Genomic DNA, 24,428 nt, shown 5'->3' on the forward strand with positions numbered 1-24,428 from the left:
CAAGGGCCGATAGTGAACCGCGATCCCGCGGTTGGTTTGTAAAAAACACTCGGGAGGAGTGAGTAAATGAAAAACTTCGTAAAAGGTGTGGTCGTTGCCAGTGCGATGGCTCTGACAACCCCCGCATTTGCGACGGACATCATTGTTGTGTCGCATGGTCAGGCGAATGATGCGTTCTGGTCTGTTGTGAAGAACGGTGTTTCGCTTGCGGCCGAGCACACGGGTGCGAATGTGGACTACCGGGCTCCGGAGACGTTTGACATGGTGGCCATGAGCCAGCTGATCGATGCGGCCGTGAACCAGGAGCCTGACGGGCTTGTCGTGTCCATTCCCGATGGGGATGCGCTCGGGCCGTCGATCCAGCGTGCGGTCGAGGCCGGCATTCCGGTGATCTCGATGAACTCCGGCTCCGATGTTGCCCCGGGTCTCGGCGTGACGCTTCACGTCGGCCAGTCCGAGTATGACGCGGGCGAGGCGGCCGGCAAGAAGCTGGCCGAGATGGGCGGCAAGAAGGCCGTGTGCGTGAACCACGAAGTGGGCAACGTCGCGCTTGACCTGCGCTGCGAAGGCTTCACCAAGGGCTTCGGCGGTGAGGTGACGGTTCTGCCGACCTCCAACGATCCGGCCGAGATCGAAGCCAAGGTGGCCGCGGCCCTGTCGTCCGATGAGGACGTCGACACGGTCATGGCGCTGGGTGCCAGCACCGCCGGTGAGCCGACCGTTGCCGCTGCCAAGGCCTCCGGCCGGGACCTCAACGTGGCGTCCTTCGACCTGTCCGCGAACTTCCTGCAGTCCATCGTTGACGGCGATGCCGCCTTCGCGATCGACCAGCAGCAGTTCCTGCAGGGCTATCTCCCGGTCGTGTTCCTGGCCAACAATGCGGCCTACGGCCTGATGCCGGGCGGCAACGTTCCCTCCGGTCCGAACCTCGTCACCAAGGACAAGGCGGCCCAGGTGATCGATCTGTCCGCCAAGGGCATCCGCTAAGCGCGTGCCGCTGGGCAAATAACAAACAGAACAAGGGGGCGGCGCGCCCGCGCGCCGTCCTTCCATGAAAGGGAGGCAACAATGAGCGACGCCGCTCCGACAGATGCAGACGAACGGGTCAAGAAGGAATCGTTCTTCTCCAAACTCATGAAGAAGCCGGAACTCGGCGCGATTGCGGGCGTGATCCTTGTCACCCTGTTTTTCCTGGCAACCGCCGACGAGGCCATGTTCAGCCTGTCCGGCATCATGAACTTCATGACCCCTGCGGCCCAGCTCGGCATTCTGGCCATCGGCGCCGCCATGCTGATGATCGGCGGCGAGTTCGACCTGTCGATCGGCTCCATGGTTGCCTTTGCCGGCCTGTTCTTCGCCGCCTGCGTCGTCACCTGGGGACTGCCCCTGGTGCTGGCCATTCCCCTCACCTTCGTCTTTTCCGCCTGTGTCGGCGCCATCAACGGCACCATCGTGATCCGCTCGGGCCTGCCCTCCTTCATCGTCACCCTGGCCTTCCTGTTCATCCTGCGCGGGCTGTCCCTCGTCGGCCTCAAGTGGGCCACCGGCGGCGCCACCCAGCTGCGCGGTGTCCGCGATGCGGTCGAGGGCGACTGGCTCGCCCCGTTCTTTTCCGGCGATGCCTTCGGCGGTCTCTTCAACTGGCTGGCCACCAACGGCATCGTCGACACCTTCAAGAGCGGCGCGCCCAAGGTTCCCGGCATTCCGGTCGAGATCCTCTGGTTCATCCTGATCGCCCTGATCGCGACCTACATCCTCCTGCGCACGCCCGTCGGCAACTGGATCTTCGCCGCCGGCGGCGACAAGACCGCCGCCTCCAATTCCGGTGTTCCGGTCAACCGGGTCAAGATCTCCCTGTTCATGCTGACCGCCTGCTGCGCCGCCCTGGTGGCCATCATCACCGTCATGGATGCCGGCTCCACCGATGCCCGCCGCGGCTTCCAGAAGGAGTTCGAGGCCATCATCGCGGCCGTCATCGGCGGCTGTCTGCTGACCGGCGGCTACGGCTCGGCCATCGGCGCCTTCTTCGGCTCCATCATCTTCGGCATGGTCGTCATCGGCCTGACCTACACCAACTTCGACCAGGACTGGTTCCAGGTCTTCCTCGGCTCCATGCTGCTCATCGCCGTTCTGTTCAACAACGCGATCCGCAAGCGCGTCACGGGGGAGCGCTGACATGACCCAGGACACCAAGTTCCATCACGGCGATGCGCCCGAGTTCGAACCCATCATCCACATGGTCGACATCGAGAAACACTTCGGCAACATCATCGCCCTGGCCGGCGTCAGCTTCGACGTCAGGCCCGGCGAGTGCCACTGCCTGCTCGGCGACAACGGCGCCGGCAAGTCGACCTTCATCAAGACCATGTCCGGCGTGCACCGGCCCACGAAAGGCGAGATCTTCTTCGAAGGCAAGCCGCTCAGCTTCGCCACCCCGCGCGATGCCATGGAGGCCGGCATTGCCACCGTGTTCCAGGATCTGGCCATGATCCCGCTGATGAGCGTGACCCGCAACTTCTTCATGGGCCGTGAGCCGACCAAGGGGCGCGGCCTGGCCAAGCGCTTCGACGTGACCCGCGCCAACGAGATCACCATGGAGGAGATGCGCAAGATGGGCATCAACCTGCGCGGTCCCGACCAGGCGGTCGGCACCCTGTCGGGCGGTGAACGCCAGACGGTCGCCATTGCCCGCGCGGTCTATTTCGGCGCAAGGGTCCTCATCCTCGACGAGCCCACCTCCGCCCTCGGCGTGCGCCAGACCTCCAACGTGCTGGCCACCATCGACAAGGTCCGCAAGCAGGGCGTCGGCGTCGTCTTCATCAGCCACAACGTCCGCCACGCCCTTGCCGTCGGCGACCGCTTCACCGTCCTCAACCGCGGCAAGACACTGGGAACCGCAAAACGCGGCGAGATCACCCCGGAACAGCTCCAGGACCTCATGGCTGGCGGACAGGAAATGGCACAACTCGAAGGATCCCTCGGAGGAACCGTTTAGGAACGCCTCCCGCATCCGTTTCGACACGGGGCCAAGGCAAAGTCCACGGCCCTTCAAAAATGGAAGACTGACGTGAAAAAGCTCGATGTCATCACCATCGGCCGGTCTTCGGTCGACCTTTACGGCGCACAGGTCGGCGGCCGGCTCGAGGACATGTCGTCCTTCAACAAGTATATCGGCGGTTCGCCCACGAACATGGCCGCCGGAACTGCGCGTCTCGGATTGAAGTCCGCCGTGATCACGCGTGTCGGCGATGAACACATGGGGCGCTTCATCCTCGAGGAACTTGAACGCCACGGCGTGGACACGCACGGTGTCGTCACCGACAGGGAGCGCCTCACCGCGCTTGTTCTTCTGGGTATCCGTGACCAGGAACAGTTTCCGCTCATTTTCTACCGCGAGAACTGTGCCGACATGGCGCTGTGCGAAGATGATATCGATCCTGACTTCATTGCCTCGGCGAAGGCCGTCGTTGCGACGGGAACCCACCTGAGCCACCCGCAGACGGAAGCGGCCGTCCTTAAGGCGCTGAAACTGGCGCGCAAGAACGGTGACCGCACCGCGCTTGACATCGACTACCGGCCAAATCTCTGGGGCCTGTCCGGTCACGGCGACGGCGAAAACCGGTTTATCGCGTCGGAAAAGGTCACGGAAAAACTTCAGTCGACCCTGCACCTGTTCGATCTCATCGTCGGCACCGAGGAGGAGTTTCACATCGCGGGCGGGACGACCGATACCATCGGGGCGCTTAGGAATGTGCGCAAGGTGTCGGGTGCGACGCTGGTCTGCAAGCGCGGGCCGATGGGCGCGTCCGCGTTTGAAGGCGAGATACCTGACCGGCTGGATGACGGTGTTTCCGGACCAGGGTTCCCGATCGAGGTGTTCAATGTGCTGGGTGCGGGTGACGGCTTCATGTCCGGCCTTTTGAAGGGCTGGATCACCGGAGAGGACTGGGTCACCAGTCTCACCTATGCAAATGCCTGCGGTGCCTTTGCCGTCTCCCGCCACGGATGCACGCCGGCCTATCCGAGCTGGGAAGAACTCCAGTTCTTTTTGAAGCGCGGTGTCAAGACGAAGGCCCTGCGCAAGGATCCTGAACTGGAGCAGATCCACTGGTCGACGAACCGTCATTACATTCACGGCGGCGACTGGTCGACGATGCGGGTGTTCGCCTTCGACCACCGCATCCAGCTCGAACAGATGGCCGATGAGGCGGGTGTGACCCACGAACATATCGGCTTCTTCAAGAATCTGTGCCTGGACGCGGCGCAGAAGGTAGCCGGTGGCCAGCCGGGCTACGGTATCCTCTGCGACAGCCGCCTTGGCCAGGACGCTCTGTTCCGCGCCGCCGGAACCGGTCTCTGGATCGGGCACCCGGTTGAATGGCCGGCGTCGCGTCCGCTGAGCCTGGAACCCGAAATCGGTGAAGATTTCGGTGGTTTGAGCGAGTGGCCGGCCGAACACGTGGTCAAGGTGCTGTGTTTTTGTCATCCGGACGATGACGGCGGCATGAGAGCGCAACAGGAAGACGTCCTGAAGCGCCTGTTCGCGGCCTGCCGGCGCAATCGGCTGGAACTGCTGCTCGAGGTCATTCCTTCCAAGGTTGCTCCGGTCAATGACGATACCAACGCGCAGATCATCCGCCGCATCTACGAACTCGGCATTTACCCGGACTGGTGGAAACTGGAACCGATGACCTCACTGGACGCCTGGTCGAAAGCCTGCGCGGCCATTACGGAGAACGATCCCTACACGCGCGGAATCGTGGTTCTTGGCCTCGACGCACCAGAAGAGCAACTGGCCGAGAGCTTTGCTCAGGCAGCCCGCTTTCAGCTGGTCAAGGGATTTGCGATCGGGCGCACGATTTTCGGCGACGCTGCGCGTGGCTGGCTGTCCGGAAAGATCACCAACGAAGCGGCGGTTGAGGACATGTCTAACCGCTTCGAACGCCTTTGTCAGATCTGGGACAACGCGCGTGACGAGGCGCGCCTCAACTCCCTGCAGGGAGAACCGGCATGAAGACGATCCGCCTCACGGCCGCGCAGGCGATGGTGCGCTATATCGCGGCCCAGATGAGCGAAGACGGCGACCGCTTCATCGACGGGATCTGGGCCATCTTCGGTCACGGCAATGTGGCCGGTCTCGGCGAAGCGCTGCAACAGGCGGGCAATCAGCTACCGACCTGGCGCGGCCAGAACGAGCAGACCATGGCCCATACCGCCATTGCCTATGCAAAGGCCAGGAAGCGCCGGCGGGCGATGGCGGTGACGTCGTCCATCGGCCCCGGCGCGACCAACATGGTCACGGCCGCGGCGCTTGCCCATGTGAACCGTTTGCCCGTGCTGCTGATACCGGGCGATGTCTTTGCCAACCGGGCACCGGATCCGGTCCTGCAGCAGGTGGAGGATTTCGACGACGGCACGGTCTCGGCGAATGACTGTTTCCGGCCGGTATCGCGCTATTTCGACCGGATTGCCCGGCCCGAGCAACTGCTCACCGCTCTGCCGCGCGCCTTCCGCGTCCTGACTGACCCCGCCGCGTGCGGTCCGGTGACCCTGTCTTTCTGCCAGGACACCCAGGCCGAAGCGTTCGATTATCCGACGAGCTTTTTCGAACCGAAGGTCTGGCGCATCCGCCGGCCCCAACCCGACAGCCGTGACATTGCCGATGTTGCGGAACTGATCAGGTCTTCGGCGGCACCTGTGCTGGTGTGCGGCGGCGGCGTCGTTTATTCCGGCGCAGAGGACACACTCGCCGCTTTCGCCACCCGTCACGGTATCCCGGTGATCGAAACGCAGGCGGGCAAGTCCGCCCTTGCCCAGGCGCACCCGATGAACTTCGGCGCCGCAGGTGTCGACGGCGCGGAAAGTGCGAACAAGCTGGCGGAAGCCGCCGATCTCGTGATCGGTGTCGGCACCCGCTTTCAGGATTTTACCACCGGGTCCTGGGCGCTTTTCAAGCAGCCGGACCGGAAGCTGGTTTCCATCAACATTCAGGGTTACGATGCCGACAAGCACGGCGCGGTCGGTGTTGTCAGCGATGCAAAGGTTTCTCTGGAACGCCTGTCCGCTTCCCTTGAAGGCTATCAGGGCAGCGCTTTCGATCCGCAATCCCGCCTTGACTGGCTTGCCAAGGTCGATGCCCATTGCAGCGCCAGGACCGGAATGCCGGAGGGCTATCTGCCGCTCGACGCGGAGGTGATCGGCGCCGTCCAGCGCACCGCGACGGAAAAGACGATCGCCATGTGCGCGGCCGGGACCATGCCCGGTGCGCTGAAGCTTCTGTGGCAGGCACCGCAGGGCGGCTATCACATGGAATACGGCTATTCCTGCATGGGCTACGAGATTGCCGGCGCCATGGGCATCAAGCTCGCCCAGCCGGACCGGGACGTGGTCTGCTTTGTCGGCGACGGATCCTACATGATGGCCAATTCCGAACTGGCGACGGCGGTGATGCGGCGTGTTCCCTTTACGGTGGTCCTGACCGACAACCGCGGATTCGGCTGCATCAACCGGCTGCAGATGGGCACCGGCGGAGCCCAGTTCAACAATCTCTACCGGACGAGCAATGTCGAGGCCCAGCCGGATATCGACTTCGTCGCCCACGCTGCGGCGATGGGCGCGTATGCGGTCAAGGCGAAGGACATTGCCGCTCTCGAGGCCGAGATCCTGGCAGCGCGCGATCGTGAGATCCCCTCGGTGATCGTGATCGACACCGACCCCATGCACGGTCCGGGCGAGGCCGGCGGCGGTCACTGGTGGGATGTCGCCGTGCCGGAAGTCTCTGCACGCCCGGAAGTGAAGGCGGCGCGCGAGGGCTATGTCGCGGCCCTGAAGGATCAACGGGCGGCGGATTGAACGCTGGAAGCAAGAAAGAACAACCGAACCGAAATCCTCATCCTGAGGAGGGCCAAAGGCCCGTCTCGAAGGATGGGCCGCAGGGCACTGAATATGCCGCCCTTCCTTCGAGACAGCGCTGTCGCACGTCCTCAGGATGAGGCTCCCGGGAAGAAACCAACCAATAGAACGGTGCAAGGAACGTTACAGGACGAATGCCATGATCCTATTCGGCGCAAATCCCATTGCCTGGGCCAATGACGACGACCAGTCGCTTGGCGCGCACATACCAACGGAACAGATCCTGTCGGAGGCATCGGAAATCGGCTTTGACGGCATCGAGAACGGTCACCGCTGGCCGGACGATCCGGAGGAACTGAAACAGCTGCTCGGAAGCCACGGCCTCAAGTTCATTTCCGGCTGGTACTCGCTGAACCTGCTGGCGCAGACGGTCGAGGATGAGAAGACGGCGATCCAGCCGCACCTCGACAAGCTGAAACACAATGGCTGCAAGGTCTGCATTGCCTGCGAAACCTCCAACACCATCCAGGGGTCGGATGTCGACATCTCCACCAGCCCGGTGCTGAGCGACGCGGAGATGCAAGCCTTCGGCGCGAAAGTGGAAGAACTGGCCGTCTTCTGTGCGGGTCAGGGCATCGACCTCGTCTATCACCATCACATGGGAACGGTGGTCGAAACGCTGCCCGAAATCGATGCCTTCATGGCGGCGACAGGACCGGCGACAAAACTGCTGTTCGATGCCGGCCATTGCTACTTCGGCACCAGGGGAGAAGACCCGGCGCCTGTCTTGCGGAAATACATCGACAGGGTCGGCCATTTTCATGCCAAGAATGTACGCCCGGCCGTGATGAACGACATTCGGTCGCACGGAAAGTCCTTCATGGATGGCGTCAGGGCGGGTGTCTTCACCGTTCCGGGCGACGAGGAAGGCGGCATCGAGTTCACTCCCCTTCTGCAGATCCTGAAAGACGCGGACTACAGGGGCTGGATCGTCATCGAGGCCGAACAGGACCCTGAAGTCCATAATCCGTTCAAGTATCAGAGCCTGGGGCTGAAAACGCTCAAGGCGATCGCAAGCGAGTTGGATTTGAAATGAGCGATCTGTTGCGCAAACCGTCGGCAACCTCCGGCAAGGTTCACGACATCACCATTGAGAGCGCCAGGGGGCCAAAATCTTCTGACTGGGGTTATGTCGGCTTCGGTCTCTACCGGCTGCGCGCCGGGGATATCGTTTCGGAACAGACCGGCGACCTGGAAGTCATTCTGGTGATGGTCGAAGGCAAGGCGTCGATCTCCGCCGGCGGCACCGATTTCGGTGAGCAGGGCAACCGCATGAACGTGTTCGAGCAGTTGCCGCCGCACAGCGTCTATGTGCCGAACGGATCGGACTGGTCGGCGACGGCGACGACCGACTGCACCATCGGGGTCTGCACGGCCCCCGGCAAGGGCGGGCATGAAGCGCGCGTTCTGCCTGTTCCGGAGAAGGTCATCCGCGGCAAAGGCGCCAACACCCGCTACATCTTTCCGATCGCGATGGAAGAAACGGACGTTGCCGACAGCCTGCTGGTGACGGAAGTGTTCACGCCCCAGGGCAACTGGTCGTCCTATCCGCCGCACCGGCATGACGAGGACAACTTCCCGGACATGACCTATCTGGAAGAGACCTACTATCACCGGCTGAACCCGGATCAGGGCTACGGCCACCAGCGTGTCTTCACCGAGGACGGTTCCCTTGACGAGACGATCTCGATGAACAGCCACGACGTGGTTCTCGTCCCAAAGGGGCACCATCCTTGCGGCGCGCCCTATGGCTACGAGATGTACTATCTCAACGTCATGGCGGGGCCCATGCGCAAGTGGCGCTTCAAGAACCATCCCGAGCATGACTGGATCGCGCAACGGGACGCGTAAGCCGGAACGTGAACAAGAAAAGGGGCGCTGCAATGCAACGCCCCTTTTGACTTCGCATTGGATGCGATCAGGCAGCGACAAGGACGTGATCATCATCCAGACGATCAACGAATTCGATGCCGCAGCTTGACCCGGTTTGCCGGGCGACCGTTCCACGCAGTTGCGTTCCGTCCTTGAAGCTGAGCGACAACCGGGCACCGACCGGCAGATCGGGCATATCGACGATCTGGGCGCCCGAAACGCTGACATCTACAAGCTGCACCGAATGGGCAGCGCCGTCCTCAAGTGTCAGGGTCACGTTCTCGGAAAGCGATTTGCGTTCGACTTTCCGTCTGTCTTCGACATCCTTTGTGACCTCGAACAGGAATTGTTCAACCTCCTCGGCGAGCGTCGTGCTTGCCTCCGACACGAGGTCGGACGCCGAGTTGACCGAGCTTGCCTCTTCCGATGTCTGCTGTACGGCGGTTGAAACCGTCTGCATGCTGCTCGCCGCTTCGCCGGTGCTGTCGCTCGCGGACTTTGCAGAACGTGCGATCTCCTGGTTTGCGGAACGCTGTTCCTCGATTGCACCAGCAACGGAACTTGTCAGGCTCTTGATTTCGGACACCTTGTCGGCAATGTGCTCGATCGCGCCTGCCGCGTCTTTTACCGAGGTCTGGATGCCGGTGATCCGGCCGGAAATCTCGTCTGTCGCCTTGGAGGTCTGCTCCGCGAGTTCCTTGACCTCGGACGCGACAACCGCAAAACCACGTCCTGCTTCCCCGGCACGGGCCGCTTCGATTGTGGCATTGAGCGCAAGGAGGTTCGTCTGTTCAGCAATGTCGCGGATCAGGTTCACCACGCTGCCGATATGTTCGGCCGCTTCCGAAAGCGTCTGAACGTTCTTGTTACTTGCCTCGGCAGCCTCCACGGTTTCGGTGACGATCCGGGTGGTTGTTTCCGTCTGGTTCGCGATTTCCTGCACCGTCGCCGTCATCTCCTCAGTAGCTGCAGCAACCGCAGCAACATTATCCGACGCGCTGGACGATGCATTGCCCGCCTGGTCGGCTTCCGACCTTGCGTTAGTGGCAAGTCCGTCCAGTGTCGTGGCGGCCTGGCGCATCAACCCCATCTGTTCGGAGACCGTTGCCAGGCGCTGCGAGATTGTGGACTTGAAATCGTTGATCAGGCCTTCAAGGAATACCTGGCGCTGACGTTCCCGGTCTCTTTCACTGCGCGCATGCGTTTCAAGTTCGTGACGCTTCAGGGCGTTTTCCCTGAAGATGACGACCGCCTTGCTCATGTCGCCGATTTCATCCACGCGGTCGGCATCGACTATGTCGAACTTGGTATCCCCGGTGGCAAGGCTGTTCATGGCCCTGACGATCCGGTCTATCGGACCCGTGATGCTCCGCGCGGCGAAATAGCCGCCAATCGCTGCAACCACCAACAGTCCCAAACCGACGAGAAGCATTCTGTTGCGCATGGCGACAACAGGGGCGATCGCTTCTTCATGGGCCTGCATGGCAAGCAGCATGAAGTGTTTGCCCTGATAGTCGAACTTGATTGCCTCGACATCCATGAGTTGGCCGCGATAAAGATCCGAGTATCCGAACGCCATGCCATTGGCCTTGGCTTCCTCGACAACCGGTGCGTCGATTTTCGTGGTCAGAATGTCATTCACGTCCGGCGTGCTCGGTGTGTCGTTGCGCATGAGACCGTCTTCGCCGATCAGCGCGAGTTCGCCTGTCTCGCCAAGCCCGAGGTCGTGTTGCATCAGTTCGTTGATGCGGTCGACCGGCATCTGAAAGGCCAGGACACCGACTGTCCTTTGCTCCGCGTCAACAACCGGGTGCGCCACAAAACTCGCCGGTGCGTCATAGCTCGGCCCGTAGGGTGCAAAATCCTCGAAGGCCACATCGGAACGGCCCGTAATCTTCATCGCCTTGCGGTACACTTCGCCAAGGTCCGATCCGGCCCATTTGCCGCCGTCCGGCTTGAAATTGGTTGCGTAGTCCAGCTCCTTGAACACGGAGTAGATCAGGTTTCCCTCGGTATCGAACAGGAAGACATCGTAATAGCCTTCATCCTGCTGAAGCTTGTGGAACCAGGGATGGTATTTCGCATGCACCGCGTCGTAGGCTGTGTCGGTCGCCGCTGCGTAAAGCTTGTCTTTTTCGCCTGTCGGATGCGGGTTCTCGGTGATGTAAGCCTTCTGAAGTTCGCTCTCCATGTCGATTCCCTGGTTCGACATGGTCTGCCAGACATCCGCGAATTCCTCGACCGCGCCCACCGTTCCCGGGTGCTCCGCGACCAGCACGAGCTGGTTCTCGATGGCTTCGAGATAGGAATGGATCTCGTCGGCTCCCGACTGAGCGGCTGCAAGAAGCCGCTGCTTCGTCAGATCCTCAAGACTGGCAACGGAGGTGAGGTAGCTGGCCACCCCAATGCCGATGCCGACAACGGCGGCGGCCCCGACCAGCAAAGCAGGAATTTTCTTCGACAGTCGCATACTTGAGAGCATAAAAACCTCGCAAGGAAACAGATGCCTGCCGCCCGGCATAAACAGCGGAGGACCTTCGGATTTCCGATGATTGTTTGTTTCAATTACTTGAAACTAATATCTTGGATAGGGCCAGAATGAATGGTTAAGAAATTTCGCCAGACACGGCTTAGAATTGACCAATTACGACATTTTCTTTGCAAATTGACCCAGATGGACCCAGTCATAATACTAATGCAGAAAAGTCGTAATGAAGAATACACGTACGTATAATTCTGCACTACCCGCGAACAATCTTGCCTTTTGCTCTGAAGACTTCGGGTGACCGTTGCATATTCCACCGAGCGTGCATCATGCGTGCCGGCTGTCTTTTCAATCGCAAATGAAAGTTGAACCAGTCCGGGAACCGGACTGGTTCGTGTTTGCAGGCTTCGCGGACACGCACTCATGGCCGCGAAGCTGCGTGGGAATCAGGTAAACTTCTTGATTTCGTTGCTCTTCAGCCGCGTCAGGTAGCTGTCCAGTTCGCGCTTGACGATCGGCATCAGCGCGTAGAGCGCCACGATGTTGACAACCGCCATGGCGAAGATCGCCGCGTCGGAGAAGTCGATGACCGGGCCGAGGCTGGCAGCCGCGCCGATTACGACGAAGATGCAGAAGATGACCTTGAAGACCAGTTCCTTGGTCTTGCCTTCGCCGAACAGGAAGGTCCAGGCCTTCAGGCCGTAGTAGGACCAGCTGATCATGGTGGAGAAGGCAAACAGCACCACGGCCACGGCCAGCACGTACTGGAACCATCCGAAGGCGGACGAGAAGGCTGCAGAGGTCAGCGCAACACCCGAATTCCCGTCAACGGTCTGGATTGCGGAACCGCCCTCATTGAGAAGGTAGAGACCGGTTTCCGGGTCGGAGACCAGCTGTCCCGTGATGATGATGACCAGCGCGGTCATGGTGCAGATCACGACGGTGTCGATGAACGGTTCCAGAAGCGACACGAAGCCTTCCGTGATCGGTTCCTTGGTCCGTACCGCCGAGTGCGCGATCGCCGCCGAGCCGACGCCAGCCTCGTTGGAGAAAGCTGCCCGCTTGAAACCCTGGATCAGGGCGCCGACAAAGCCGCCGGCAACGCCGAGACCGGTAAACGCACCTTCAAAGATCTGGCCGAAGGCCCAGCCGATCTTGTCCGCATTCATCAGGAGGATGACCAGTGCGGTAAGGACATAAAGAACGCCCATGAACGGAACGACTTTTTCAGTGACCGATGCGATCGACTTCAGACCGCCGACGATCACCGCAAAGACGATGGCCGCGAAGATGAGACCGGTGATCCAGCCCGGGTAATCGCCGACTACGTTGGCGATCTGCGCATGCGCCTGGTTGGCCTGGAACATGTTGCCGCCGCCGAACGCGCCAAGGATACAGAAGATCGCGAACATCACCGCGAGGATCTTGCCCGCAGGCAACCCGCGTTCCTCGAACCCCTTGGTCATGTAGTACATCGGTCCGCCGGAGACGGTGCCGTCGGGAAATTCGTTCCGGTATTTCACGCCGAGGGTACACTCGGTGAACTTGGACGCCATGCCCATCAGCCCGGCAAGGATCATCCAGAAGGTCGCGCCCGGACCGCCGATGCCCACGGCAACCGCGACACCGGCAATGTTGCCGAGACCGACGGTGCCCGAAAGAGCTGTCGCCAGCGCCTGGAAATGGCTGACCTCACCGGCATCTTCCGGATCCGAATAGTCGCCGCGCACCAGCGCGATCGAATGCGGAAACGCTCGGAACTGGATGAAGCCGAAATAGATCGTAAAGACGGTTGCCGCGATCACCAGCCAGCCGACGATCCACGGAAACGACGTTCCGGGAAACGGGCTGAAGATGAAGCTGACGAACCAGCCTGTCGAATTTGCGAACAGCGTGTTGACTTGTTCGTCGATGGATTGAGCCATTGCCGGCAGCGTGCAGGCAAGGACAATGGAGGCGGCAAGAGCCGCTGCGAAGGATTTTTTCATTTTCTGAGCCCCTGGAAGTTTTATGGAACGATGGTCACCGGCACCGGTGACGCCTGCGCAAGGCTGCCCGCGACGGATCCGAACACCCGGGTGGACAGCTGCGAATGCCCTGTCCGGCCAATCACGATCTGCTCGACACCGTCCTCGTCGGCAATCTTGATCAGCGTTTCGGCGATGTGCCCGTACCGAAGTTCGGATGTCGCTTCCAGGCCGTCGCTCGAAAGCTTCTGCATCACGGGATCGAGCACGGCCTTGCGTGCACGCTCAAGCTCCTCGGTCCTGCGCGCGTGCCGTTCTTCAATTTCGTTTGGCGTCAGGAATGTGTAGGGCGACCATTCAAGTACATGTGCAATCACAAGCCCCGCTTGACTGGCCTTTGCCAAGTTAACAGCGAAATCGACCGCGTTGTCCGATGCGCTGCTGCCGTCGTAACCGACGACTATTTTCTTGTTCATTTAGGTTCCCCTTTTCAACGGCCCCATGCCGTAGAGGAAACGATATCCCACGTTGCAAAGGAAAGGTTCTCATTTTTCAATTGAATTCAGAAATTTTCTCAATAATTATCGAAATATCGCAAATTTTTCGGAATTCTTACGATGGATCGGCTTGATCAGAAAATACTTTCGATTTTGCAGAAAAACAGCCGCATTTCGATGGCGCGGCTGTCGGAGCAGGTTGGACTGTCCCTGTCGGCATGCCACCGGCGGGTCAAACTTCTGGAATCGAGCGGGATTATCGAGGCCTACACGGTCCGGCTGGACCGGGCATCGCTGAACCTGGAAATGCAGGTCTTCATCGAGGTGAAACTGACCAGCCCGCGCAGGGAGGACGCACTGGCGTTCGAAGACGAGATAGCGCGCATGCCGGAGGTCCTGGAATGCCACCTGATTTCCGGCGAATTCGATTATCTGATACGGCTGATGACGAAGAACACGGCGGCTTACGAGAAGCTCTACAGGGGCAGGCTGTCACAGATCCCGTCGGTCGCGCAGATGAAGACGCTGCTGAGCCTCAGCACGGTCAAGGAATTCGAAGGCCTCAACCTGGACGAAACCACCATCACCGCCACCGACAACGCCGTCATCTGACCGTGGTTCAGGCAGGCTCGAAGCAGTCCACCAGGGCGCCGCGATGCTGGATCACCGTTCCGGCGAGCCGGGCACCGGCATCGACACTGGCGGCGATGTTGCCGCTGACCAGGTATTCCGCCAGAAACGCGGCGTTGAAACTGTCTCCGGCGGCGGTCGTGTCGACGATATTGGAGACCGGCCTGGGCTGAAACGCCTGCCGGCTTTCGCTGGAGGCACAGATGACCTCTTCCGGCCCGTTCTTGACCACGACCATGCCGGCCCCGGCAGACAGGTAGCGGTCGGCGCTGACCTCTGCCGTCCCATCCCCGAAATGGGCCAGCTCATCCTCGAAGGACGGCATGACGAAGTCGCACAGCCCGGCAGCTTCGGTGACACAGGCGCGCATCGTGTCTTCCGTTTCCCAGAGACGCGGGCGCAAGTTCGGATCGAATGCCGTTTTAGCGCCGCGTGCACGGGCAGCTCTCAGCACGTCGAAAAAGGTATCGCGATCCCGCTCCGGCAGGATCGCAAGGGTGATACCGCTGAAATAGATCAGCGCGGCATCGGCAACCGCTGCCTGCAGCTGACCGGCATCGGCCGCGAGTTGACGCGCAGCCGCCTGGGACCGCCAGTAGGCAAAGCTGCGCTCCCCGTCCTTGAGCTGGATCATGTAAAGCCCGACGGTCCTGTCGTCCAGCCGCCGGACCGGTCCGACATCGATGCCGGACTGCTGCAGAAACCCGAGCATCTGGTCCGAGACCTGGTCGCGGCCGACCGCGGTGCAGTAGCCGACAGTCCAGTCTGACGGCAGGCACTTGCGGGCATACCAGGCCGTGTTCAGCGTGTCTCCGGCAAATCCCATGGCAAACGTGCCTTGACCGGTCGGAGCCATCTCGACCATGCATTCGCCGACGGCCAGAAAAGTTTTGGACACAGGTTTCCTCCCAGGAAATCACAGCGCACAGCGTTGTTCAAAGTCGCTGATTTCTGCAATTTAAATCCATTTAAATTCGCCTTGAGTTAATAGCATGAATGCAGCGCGCGTCAATCATCCTAAAGATTGAATTCGGTCGCCGGCCGGTGACGCCAACCGGTACCGAAACCCGTCACCGCGCGAAAATTTCCGAAGATTTGGCCGGTTGACGCCAGGAATTTCTATTTGATGCCGGCGCGCATGAAGCTCTGGACAAACTGCCGCTGGAACAGGAGAAACGCGATCAGCAACGGCCCGGAGGTCATCAGGGTCGCCGCGTTGATCACGGACCATTCGATGCCGCTGTCGATGGCCGAGAAGATGCTCAGACCGACCGTGACGGGGCGCGTCTCGACGGAATTGGTCACGATCAGCGGCCACAGGAAGTTGTTCCAGTGATGGCTCACCGACACCAGGCCATAGGCGAGATAGGTCGGCTTTGCGAGCGGGATATAGACCTTCCAGAGCACCCCGAGAACCGACGCCCCTTCGATGCGGGCCGCCTCGTCCAGCTCCTTCGGAATGGTCATGAAGGTCTGCCGCAGCAGGAAGATGCCGAAGCCGGACGCGACATAGGGCAAGGCGATGGCCGGGATGGTATCGACGAGATCGAGGAGCCGCATGGTCTTGTAGTTCTCGACCATCAGGATGTCCGGCATGACCAGAAGCTGCAGCAGCACCAGCGCAAACAGGATGTTGCGGCCCGGGAACTCGAACCGGGCGAAGGCAAAGGCCGCCAGGGTGCACAGGAAAAACTGGCCCGCCAGGATCATCGTCACCAGGATGAAGGTGTTCAGGAAGTAGCGGGCAAACGGTGCCGCATCCCAGGCCTTTGTAAAATTCTCCAGCGTCAGGGGCGCAAACAGTTCAAACCGCGCCTCGTAGGCAGCCGGGTGAAACGCGGTCCAGACCGCATAGGCCAATGGCAGGACCCAGAGCAGCGCAAGAGCCCAGGCTGCAATGGTGTTGAGCGCGCGGTCGAAGACGTCGGAAGGGCCGGTCATTTGTAATGCACCTTCCGGTCAAAGAAGAAGAACTGCCCGATCGCCAGCAGCGACAACAGCGCGAGAAGGGCGACCGTCAGCGTCGCGCCATAGGCCGTTTCCCAAAAACGGAACGCGACTTCATAGATGTAGAAAAGCAGAAGCGCGGAGGCATTATCCGGACCGCCGTCCGTCAGGATGAAGATATGGTCCACGAGGCGGAAGGAATTGATCACCGCATTGACACAGACGAAGAGCGTCGTCGGCATCAGTAGCGGGAAGGTGATCCGCCAGAAGATTGTCCAGCGCCCTGCCCCCTCGATCTGCGCCGCTTCCTTCAGCGAGACGGGAATCGCCTGCAGCGCGGCAAGGTAGAAGATCATGAAGAAGCCGGCTTCCTTCCAGACGGTCACCACGATGATCGCGTTGAGCGCGGTATCAGGGTTGCCGAGGTAGTTGCTGGCAGGCCACCCGAACAAGAAGCCCGTGATCTGGTCGAACAGGCCGAAGCCGGGCGTATAGAAGAACAGCCAGATATTGGCGACGGCGATCAGCGGCAGGACGGTGGGGGTGAAATAGGCCATGCGCACGAAACTGCGCCCCGCGAGCTTGTCGTTGACCCACAGGGCCATGACGATCGCCAGGGCGACGGAAGCCGGGATCGTGCCCAGCGCGAACCAGAGATTGTTCCAGAGCACTTTCCAGAACACCGGGTCGTTGATCATGCGGTCATAATTGTCGAGACCGATGAATTTCGCCGACCGGCGGCCGCGCGGCGTCGAAAAGAAACTGTTGATCAGGGTCGTGACCGCCGGAATGTGCGTGAAGGCAAACAGGAACACCAGCGCCGGCAGCAGCAGCAGCCATCCGTGGATCCAGTCCCGCTTCAGTTTCAGTTCCCGCATCGTCGTCCCAGTCAGACCGTTGAATTCAGTTGAATGAAGGCGGAGCGCCTCAGTGGGGTGGCGCTCCGCTTCGACAGGACCTTAGCGATACTCGGCCAGGATCTTGTCAGCCTGCTCCTGCGCTTCCTTCAGCGCCGTGGCAGGGTCCTTCTGTCCGGTGATCGCGGACGCCAGCGCGTCGTTGAAGATGCCGGTGACGCGCTGGTTCTGGAAGGTGGAAAGCTCCGCCTTGGCAAACTCCAGCTGGTCGCGGGCAACAAGGGCCGGAGCGAAGTCGGCCGTATAGGCTTTCATCGTTTCCGTGTCCCAGGTTTCTGCACGCGGCGCCACATAACCGGTTGCGATGGTCCACTTCGCGGCCTGTTCCGGAGCCGTGATCCATTTCACGAACTCGACCGCGGCCTTGGACTGTTCATCGGAGGCACCCTTGAACAGGTAGAAGTTGCCGCCACCTGTCGGCGCGCCGCGGGTTTCCTTGGCCGGAAGCATCGCGACCCCAAAGTCGAACGGTGCATTGTTGCGCACGTTGGTCAGGTTGCCGGTGGACGTCCACATCATCGCCGTCTGCCCTTCGAAGAACGCTTTCGGTGTCGCGCCCCATTCGATGATGCCGGGTGCCATGACCGCGTCCTTGGTGCTCAGATCGACCAGGTACTGAAGTGCTTCGACAACTTTCGGATCGTCGAAATTGGTCTTGTTGCCGTCGGCATTGGCCAGGATCGCGCCATTCTGGATGGCCAAGCCCTGGAACAGCCAGTAGGGGAAACCGGACGAGGGAATGCGCACACCCCACTGGGTGACCTTGCCGCTGGCATCCTTCTTGGTCAGCTTCTTGCCGAACTCGACCATTTCATCCCAGGTTTCAGGCGCGACATCGGGGTCGAGACCGGCTTCCTTGAAAGCTTCCTTGTTCCAGTAGAGCACCGGCGTCGAGCGCTGGAACGGAATTCCGTAGGTCTTGCCGCCGGTCTGGCTGTTTTCCATGAAGGCCGGGTAGAACCCCTCGATCCATGTCTTGTCTTCGTCGCCGGAGAGATAGTCGTCGAACGGCACGATCAGGTCTTCGTCGATCAGCGTGAACATGTCGACGGACAGGATCACGGACAACTGGGGCGGATTGCCGCCGCGAGACGCGGTGATCGCCTTGGCAACCGTGTCCTGGTAGGAACCGGCGTAGACAGCATCGATGTTCACATCCGGGTTCTGAGCGACATATTCATTCGTCAGCTCCTGGATGGTTTCAGCGGCCGTACCGCCAACGGCGACCGGGAAATAAAACTGCAGGTCAACGGCCTGAGCGGACGCCCAGGTGCTGAACGTAAGAGCCGTTGCCGCAACGGCTTTCAGGAAAGTGGACTTCAACATCTCAATACTTCCTAAGGTTTGAACATCCGCATCATTGCGGCTGATCTACGCAGGCGCGCGCAGTCGGTCAGGAACGCAAAAGCGTTCCGAATTCGGTCACGAGGTCGTCCCGCCGCCGGCCTGTATCGGCGTCGAAAACGTGAAGGGCGTCGGGTTCGAATCCCAATTGGATCGATTGCCCCGGCGCCACGGATCGGTTGGTCGGCAGCCGCACCTGGAAGGAGGTATCGGCAACGACGCAATCGGCCAATATGTCCGCGCCCAGATATTCAACGGCCCGGATGTCGGCCGTCATGGGCCCGTCGTCGGCAAGGTGCATCGCCTCCGGACGGATGCCGAGCTGGAAATCCGGCGCGGTGGACAGTTTCTTGAAGGCATTCGCCGGAAACAGGTTCATGGGCGGCGTCCCGATGAACTTCGCGGCAAAGGGGCTAGCCGGTTTCTCGTAAAGTTCACGCGGTTCTGCCGCCTGTTCCAGCTGGCCCTCGTTCAGGAGCACGACCTGGTCGGCCATGGTGATTGCCTCCACCTGGTCGTGCGTCACATACACCATCGTGAAGCCGAGCTGCTGCTGCAGCGACCTGATCTCCAGGCGCATTTCGTGCCGGAGCTTGGCGTCGAGATTGGACAGCGGCTCATCCATGAGGCAGATGGGTTTTTCGCCGATGATCGCGCGGCCGAGCGCCACACGCTGCTGCTGTCCGCCCGAGAGCTGGCCCGGCTTGCGCTCCAGCAGAAGCGACAGGCCCAAGAGGTCGGCAACACGCTTCAGGCGCGCATCGCGCTCGCTCCGGTTCACCCGGCGCACCTTCAGCCCGAAGATGATGTTCTCGGCGACACTGAGATGCGGAAACAGGGCATAGGATTGAAACACCATCGACAGATCGCGCTTGGAGGACGGCTTTCCGGTCACGTCGTCACCTCCGATCAGGATCCGTCCCGCGTTGACGCTTTCCAGCCCTGCGATCATGCGCAAGGTGGTGGACTTGCCGCAGCCCGAAGGACCGAGCAACGCCGTGAAGGAACCGGCCGACACTTCGATGGACAAGTCGTCGACGGCCAACGTTTCTCCCCAGGACCGCGAAACATGCTCAAGCGTTATCGGCTTGCCGGATATCTCAAGGGCAGTTTCCGCCATCAGGCTGCTCCCTCCTGATCCGCAATGAAGACATCCGTTTTGGAACCCTTGAGACTTTCAAGAAAGACCGCGGGAACCGGGCGGTCGCAGAATACGGCGTCGACATCCGAGAGATGACCGCCGCGCACATGAGCACTGCGTCCGAACTTGCTGTGATCCAGAACCAGGCAGGACGTGCGGCAGTTCTTCAAGATGGACTGGCGCGCGGCAACTTCGTCTTCGTGAAAATCGAGCAGGGTGCCGTCTTCATCGACGCCGGCAACGCCGAAAACACCGACATCGACCTTGTAATTCGAAAAGAAGTCCTGCGCTGCCGACCCCAGGATGTCGCGGTCGCCGTGCCGGAGGCGTCCACCGGCGATCGTCACCTGAAAGGACGGGTTGCTGGACGCGGTGAAGGCGACATTCAGATTGTTCGTGAAGATTGCCAGCTGCTCATGGCCTGCCAGCGCCTGCATCACGATCTCCGGTGTCGTGCCGATGGAAAATGCGAGCGACTGATGGTTCTTTATCCGCTCCGCCACCAGTCTCGCGATCTGCTGCTTCTGCCGCAGATTGAGGATCTGCCGGGTCGAATAGTGGATATTCGAGGCAGGGGCCGGCGGCTCGACACCGCCATGGGTCCGGCGAAGCATGCCGAGTTCGCACAGGCCGTTGACGTCCCGGCGGATGGTCTGCGTCGTTACATCAAAACGTTCGGCGAGCTCTTCGACGGACGCAAAACCGGTCTTCTGAACGAGATCGGTGATCTCGGCCTGGCGTTTGGAAATTTCTATCTGGCCCAAGGTGCGCATATATGTCTGTGCCCATTGCCCAAACCAGCCGGAACCGGCCTGGTTTCATTAGACGTCAATTGAACGGCAGCGAGGTGAACCGTTCTGGAAACATCATACACCATTTTCATATGAACATAATTCGACGTTCATATGAAAATCATATGACAAGAACGAACAGGCGTGAAAACAACGGGATGCCAACAAAAATTCATGCCGGCGGAGGTCGGGCACGGCGCGAACGGGCTGCAAAACAGGCGCCGCGGCCGTCTGCGCAGGCAGGCCGCGTCGACCGGCGGGCATGCCGGAAACTCAGGTAAACGGACTGTCGTCTCCGGGCCGCGTCTTTCGGCGAACCCGGGTGGTCAGCGGCTCTACAGACGGAAAATCGGTCCGTCTGGCCAGGGTCCGCACCCTAACGGTACAGGAACGATCTGCCGTCGCTGTCGAACAGATGCAGCTTTTCCGGAACCGCCGTCAGACGGATGGTCGTGCCCTTGTCGATCTTGTGAATACCGGGAAGCTTGGCGATGAGCGCATCTTCTCCGTTCTGCGACTTGAAATAGAGCACCGTCGTCTCTCCGAGCGCCTCGACAATCTCGACTTCCGCGGACACGAGATAGTCGTCGCTTTCGGTAACCGTGAGATCTTCGGGACGCACGCCGAGCTTGACGGCATTTGCAATGTCGCCGTCGCGCGACTGAATGGGAACATCCGCGTGACCGCCGTCGGACATCTTGACGGACGTCACGTTGCCGGTTGCCGTCACTTCAGCCGTGATCAGGTTCATCGCCGGCGACCCGATGAACTGCGCCACGAACGTGTTGGCGGGCCGTTCATAAAGGTCCAGCGGCGCGCCGAACTGTTCGACATTGCCACCATGCAGCACGACGATCCGGCTGGCCAGCGTCATCGCTTCCACCTGGTCGTGGGTGACGTAGATCATCGTGCTTTCCGGCATGCTTTCCTTGAGCTGCGCAATCTCGATCCTCGTGGCCACCCTGAGCGCCGCATCCAGGTTGGACAGCGGCTCATCGAACAGGAACACCTTGGGATCGCGCACGATCGAGCGGCCGATGGCGACCCTCTGGCGCTGCCCGCCCGACAGCGCTTTCGGCAGCCGGTCGAGATACTGCGTCAGCTGCAGCGTTTCGGCCGCGCTCTTGACGGCCTTGTCGATCTCTTCCTTCGACTTGTGCGCCAGCCTCAGGGCGAAGGCCATGTTGTCATAGACCGTCATGTGCGGATAAAGCGCGTAGGACTGGAACACCATCGCGATGCCGCGCTGGGCCGGCGGCACGTCATTGACGACCACGTCATCGATCTCGAGCGTGCCGCCCGTAATCTTCTCCAGGCCGGCGATCATGCGGAGCAAGGTGGACTTTCCGCATCCCGACGGCCCGACGAATACGATCAGTTCGCCCTGCTCGATCTCAAGGTTGATGTTCCGCAGAACCTCGATTTCACCATAGGACTTGCTGACATCTTTCAAGGACAAGGAGGTCATGCCGGCTGCTCCCCAATGTGTTTCTTGTTCATGTTATTTGACCGATCCTGCAAGGAGACCACGAACCAGGTACCGCTGCATCGCGAAGAAGACGGCGAGCGGAACGGCAATCGAGACGAAGGCCGCCGTCGCCAGGATTTCCCAGTTGCCGCCGCGTGTACCGAGCAGTTCGACGATCTGGTTGGTCATGACGGTCGTCGATCCCGTCGCGTCGATCAGGAACACCTTCGCGACCAGAAGGTCGTTCCAGGTCCAGAGGAACTGGAAGATGGCGAAGGACGCGAGGGCGGGAAAACTGAGTGGTAGGATGATCCGGGTGAAGATCTGGAAATCGGTGGCGCCGTCGACCTTGGCGTTCTCGATGATATCCCGCGGAAGCCCGACCATGTAATTTCGAAGGAGATACACGGCCAGAGGCATGCCGAAGGCTGTGTGCGCAAGCCAGACCCCGAGATAACCCTTGCCGATGCCGATGCCCAGATGCAGCCGCAACAGCGGTATGAGCGCCAGCTGCAATGGCACGACAAGCAGCCCGACGACCGCCGCGATCAGCAGCGCACGGCCGGGAAATTCCATCCAGGCGAGCGCATAGGCGGCAAAGGCCGCGACCACGATCGGTATGATCGTTGCCGGGATCGTGACCGTCAGCGTGTTGAAGAAGGCCTTGGCCATGTTGTCCTGGCCCGAGCCGGAAAACAGGATCGTGCGGTAATTGTCGATCGTGAACTCGGGCGGAACTGTCGCGGTAATGAAGATACGCTGCCCGCGCCCCGACAACTGCTTGTCGTTGCCGCGCCAGACATAATTGCCGTCGGCGTCGAGCGTGACGCTTTCGCCGTCCTTCATCTCCGCGGTTTCACCGGGCTGAAACGCCGAGACGTCCCTGGACGAGATTCCCCAGGCCCGGATCTGGCGGGGATCACCGTCGAAGATGTTTCCGGTCACCACAAACATGTCGCCGTCGGCAACCCGGTTGTCGTCCGGATCGGCGGCGCGGTAGACCTCGTTCTGTTCGGATTCAAACAGCGCGGCCCACCAGCCGGAACTCGAGATCTGGTCGGCGGTCCGGAACGACGACACGAACAGGCCGATCGTCGGAAACAACCAAAGGAGGACAAGGAAGACGACGGAGATATGGACTGCCCAAACCAGTCCGGATTTCTTGCCGGCGATCGTGGCCATTATCTCATCTCCTTGCGCGCGTTGTAGACGTTCCAGACGAGGATCGGCGTCACCAGCAGCATGATGATGATCGCGCTCGCGGACCCGACACCCCAGTCATTGGCGCGGAACAGCTTGTCGTACATGTAGTTCGCCAGGACCTGTGTCTCCCACTGACCGTTGGTCATCGCGAAGACGATATCGAAGACCTTCAGAACGGTGAGCGTGATTGTCGTCCAGACGACCACGATCGTGCCCATGATCTGCGGCACCTTGATCTTGAAGAAAATCTGGAAGGGATTGGCCCCGTCGATGATCGCCGCCTCAACGGTCTCCTCCGGAATGCCGCGCAGGGCGGCACTCAGGATCACCATCGCAAAACCGGTCTGGATCCAGATCAGCACGACCATCAGGAAGAAATTGTTCCACAGCGGGATCGTCAGCCAGGTCTGCGCTTCACCGTAAGGCAATTCACCGATCCAGAGCCCGATCAGGGAACTGACGGAGACCCAGATCAGCCACAGCGCGCCGCCGGCAACAAGCAGGCGGAGCGGCAGCAGCCAGACGGACTTGTCTTCGCCCTTGGCGATGATGCCGCGTGCGAATGACCAGGCGACGGAGGCGACGATGACGATAAACCCGATGAGCAGCATCGAGGGCAGCACCTGCAGCATCAGCACCGAGCCGATGCCGCCGTCGAATTTCAGCCAGACGGCGTTCAGGATACCGATCTGGTTCTGATCCTCCGGCCGGGTATCGTAAATCAGCTTGAAGATGACCGACGCGCCGACGAAGGAAATCGCCATCGGCATGAAGATGAGGGACTTGGCAAGGTTGCCCCACCTGATCCGGTCTGTCAGCTGCGCGACGAGAAGACCGAAAGCGGTGGAGATGGCTGGCACCACGATCAGCCAGAGCATGTTGTTGCGCACGGCCTCCCAGAACTTGGGTTCCGCCATCATCTGCTGGTAATTGGCCAATCCGACGAAAGCGCCGCCCTGGTCCCTGTCCGTCAGCGACAGGCGGAGCGTTTCGAAGACGGGATAGGCAAGATAAAGCAGCAGCGCGAACAGGGCCGGGAACAGAAACAGCCAGGGCCGCACCATGTTCGCCCGGTTGATGTTCCGGCCCGCATTCGGTCCGGAAGCCGGAAAGATGACCTTGTCCAGAACTACGTTCGAAAAGAAGAAGTAACCAAGGCAGGCACCGACGCCGATAACGATGGTCGCCAACCCGAGGAGTGCCGGGTTATCCGCAAACATGGCCGTTCCATCCCATATGTCGTTATGGAGGTTT

At 60.6% G+C, this 24,428-nt stretch carries 20 protein-coding genes; 8 read left to right on the forward strand and 12 right to left on the reverse strand.

Annotated features, from left to right (window positions below):
* Window positions 1-105: 105 nt before the first annotated feature.
* The 7 genes from ACO07N_RS03415 to iolB all read left to right on the forward strand — a co-directional run bounded on the left by ACO07N_RS03415 (window position 106) and on the right by iolB (window position 8,763).
* Window positions 106-987: a sugar ABC transporter substrate-binding protein gene (locus tag ACO07N_RS03415; RefSeq protein ID WP_421984373.1), complete on the forward strand. Its 882-nt coding sequence runs from the start codon at window positions 106-108 to the stop codon at window positions 985-987.
* A gap of 81 nt (window positions 988-1,068) precedes the next feature.
* Entirely contained in the window at window positions 1,069-2,175 is a 1,107-nt protein-coding gene (locus ACO07N_RS03420; protein ID WP_421979540.1) for an ABC transporter permease, read from the forward strand.
* 61 nt (window positions 2,176-2,236) lie between these two features.
* Complete coding sequence (locus ACO07N_RS03425) at window positions 2,237-2,995, forward strand: ATP-binding cassette domain-containing protein (RefSeq protein WP_421984370.1); 759 nt, start codon at window positions 2,237-2,239, stop codon at window positions 2,993-2,995.
* A gap of 72 nt (window positions 2,996-3,067) precedes the next feature.
* Window positions 3,068-5,014, forward strand: coding sequence for a bifunctional 5-dehydro-2-deoxygluconokinase/5-dehydro-2-deoxyphosphogluconate aldolase (locus ACO07N_RS03430; RefSeq protein ID WP_421979684.1), 1,947 nt, complete (start codon window positions 3,068-3,070; stop codon window positions 5,012-5,014).
* Window positions 5,011-6,852, forward strand: a complete 1,842-nt coding sequence (gene iolD, locus ACO07N_RS03435) for a 3D-(3,5/4)-trihydroxycyclohexane-1,2-dione acylhydrolase (decyclizing) (RefSeq protein WP_421979685.1) — start codon at window positions 5,011-5,013, stop codon at window positions 6,850-6,852. Before ACO07N_RS03430 ends, iolD begins: the two co-directional genes overlap by 4 nt.
* Window positions 6,853-7,051: 199 nt before the next feature.
* Entirely contained in the window at window positions 7,052-7,948 is an 897-nt protein-coding gene (iolE, locus tag ACO07N_RS03440; protein WP_421979686.1) for a myo-inosose-2 dehydratase, read from the forward strand.
* Window positions 7,945-8,763: a 5-deoxy-glucuronate isomerase gene (iolB, locus tag ACO07N_RS03445; protein WP_421979687.1), complete on the forward strand. Its 819-nt coding sequence runs from the start codon at window positions 7,945-7,947 to the stop codon at window positions 8,761-8,763. The genes iolE and iolB overlap by 4 nt, the downstream gene beginning before the upstream one ends.
* Window positions 8,764-8,830: 67 nt before the next feature.
* Here iolB and ACO07N_RS03450 read toward each other — a convergent pair whose 3' ends face one another.
* The 3 genes from ACO07N_RS03450 to ACO07N_RS03460 form a co-directional block, all read right to left on the reverse strand.
* Window positions 8,831-11,266: a methyl-accepting chemotaxis protein gene (locus ACO07N_RS03450; protein WP_421979688.1), complete on the reverse strand. Its 2,436-nt coding sequence runs from the start codon at window positions 11,264-11,266 to the stop codon at window positions 8,831-8,833.
* 449 nt (window positions 11,267-11,715) lie between these two features.
* Window positions 11,716-13,257, reverse strand: coding sequence for an alanine/glycine:cation symporter family protein (locus ACO07N_RS03455; protein WP_421979689.1), 1,542 nt, complete (start codon window positions 13,255-13,257; stop codon window positions 11,716-11,718).
* A gap of 20 nt (window positions 13,258-13,277) precedes the next feature.
* Entirely contained in the window at window positions 13,278-13,712 is a 435-nt protein-coding gene (locus tag ACO07N_RS03460; RefSeq protein WP_421979690.1) for a universal stress protein, read from the reverse strand.
* Window positions 13,713-13,853: 141 nt separating this feature from the next.
* Between ACO07N_RS03460 and ACO07N_RS03465 the strand changes: the two genes are divergently transcribed.
* Complete coding sequence (locus ACO07N_RS03465; protein ID WP_421979691.1) at window positions 13,854-14,345, forward strand: Lrp/AsnC family transcriptional regulator; 492 nt, start codon at window positions 13,854-13,856, stop codon at window positions 14,343-14,345.
* A 7-nt stretch (window positions 14,346-14,352) separates the two neighbouring features.
* On the opposite strand, the gene ACO07N_RS03470 is transcribed toward ACO07N_RS03465, so the two are convergent.
* From ACO07N_RS03470 to ACO07N_RS03510, 9 genes are all read right to left on the reverse strand, one after another.
* Window positions 14,353-15,261, reverse strand: coding sequence for a sugar kinase (locus ACO07N_RS03470; RefSeq protein ID WP_421979692.1), 909 nt, complete (start codon window positions 15,259-15,261; stop codon window positions 14,353-14,355).
* Between the two features lie 221 nt (window positions 15,262-15,482).
* Window positions 15,483-16,304: a carbohydrate ABC transporter permease gene (locus ACO07N_RS03475; protein ID WP_421979693.1), complete on the reverse strand. Its 822-nt coding sequence runs from the start codon at window positions 16,302-16,304 to the stop codon at window positions 15,483-15,485.
* The gene (locus tag ACO07N_RS03480) at window positions 16,301-17,188 is read right to left on the reverse strand and encodes a carbohydrate ABC transporter permease (RefSeq protein WP_421979694.1); all 888 of its coding nucleotides are present in this window, start codon (window positions 17,186-17,188) and stop codon (window positions 16,301-16,303) included. Before ACO07N_RS03480 ends, ACO07N_RS03475 begins: the two co-directional genes overlap by 4 nt.
* Before the next feature lie 81 nt (window positions 17,189-17,269).
* Window positions 17,270-18,553: an ABC transporter substrate-binding protein gene (locus tag ACO07N_RS03485; protein ID WP_421979695.1), complete on the reverse strand. Its 1,284-nt coding sequence runs from the start codon at window positions 18,551-18,553 to the stop codon at window positions 17,270-17,272.
* A 67-nt stretch (window positions 18,554-18,620) separates the two neighbouring features.
* Window positions 18,621-19,691 (reverse strand): ABC transporter ATP-binding protein, encoded by a 1,071-nt coding sequence (locus ACO07N_RS03490; protein WP_421979696.1) that lies wholly within the window; start codon window positions 19,689-19,691, stop codon window positions 18,621-18,623.
* Window positions 19,691-20,485, reverse strand: a complete 795-nt coding sequence (locus ACO07N_RS03495) for a DeoR/GlpR family DNA-binding transcription regulator (RefSeq protein ID WP_421979697.1) — start codon at window positions 20,483-20,485, stop codon at window positions 19,691-19,693. Before ACO07N_RS03495 ends, ACO07N_RS03490 begins: the two co-directional genes overlap by 1 nt.
* 394 nt (window positions 20,486-20,879) lie before the next feature.
* Window positions 20,880-21,971 (reverse strand): ABC transporter ATP-binding protein, encoded by a 1,092-nt coding sequence (locus tag ACO07N_RS03500; protein ID WP_421979698.1) that lies wholly within the window; start codon window positions 21,969-21,971, stop codon window positions 20,880-20,882.
* Between the two features lie 33 nt (window positions 21,972-22,004).
* Complete coding sequence (locus ACO07N_RS03505; RefSeq protein WP_421979699.1) at window positions 22,005-23,153, reverse strand: carbohydrate ABC transporter permease; 1,149 nt, start codon at window positions 23,151-23,153, stop codon at window positions 22,005-22,007.
* The gene (locus ACO07N_RS03510; RefSeq protein ID WP_421979700.1) at window positions 23,153-24,394 is read right to left on the reverse strand and encodes a carbohydrate ABC transporter permease; all 1,242 of its coding nucleotides are present in this window, start codon (window positions 24,392-24,394) and stop codon (window positions 23,153-23,155) included. Before ACO07N_RS03510 ends, ACO07N_RS03505 begins: the two co-directional genes overlap by 1 nt.
* Between the last annotated feature and the right edge of the window lie 34 nt (window positions 24,395-24,428).

Origin of the sequence: Roseibium sp. (assembly GCF_965229775.1) — a bacterium.
GTDB lineage: Bacteria > Pseudomonadota > Alphaproteobacteria > Rhizobiales > Stappiaceae > Roseibium.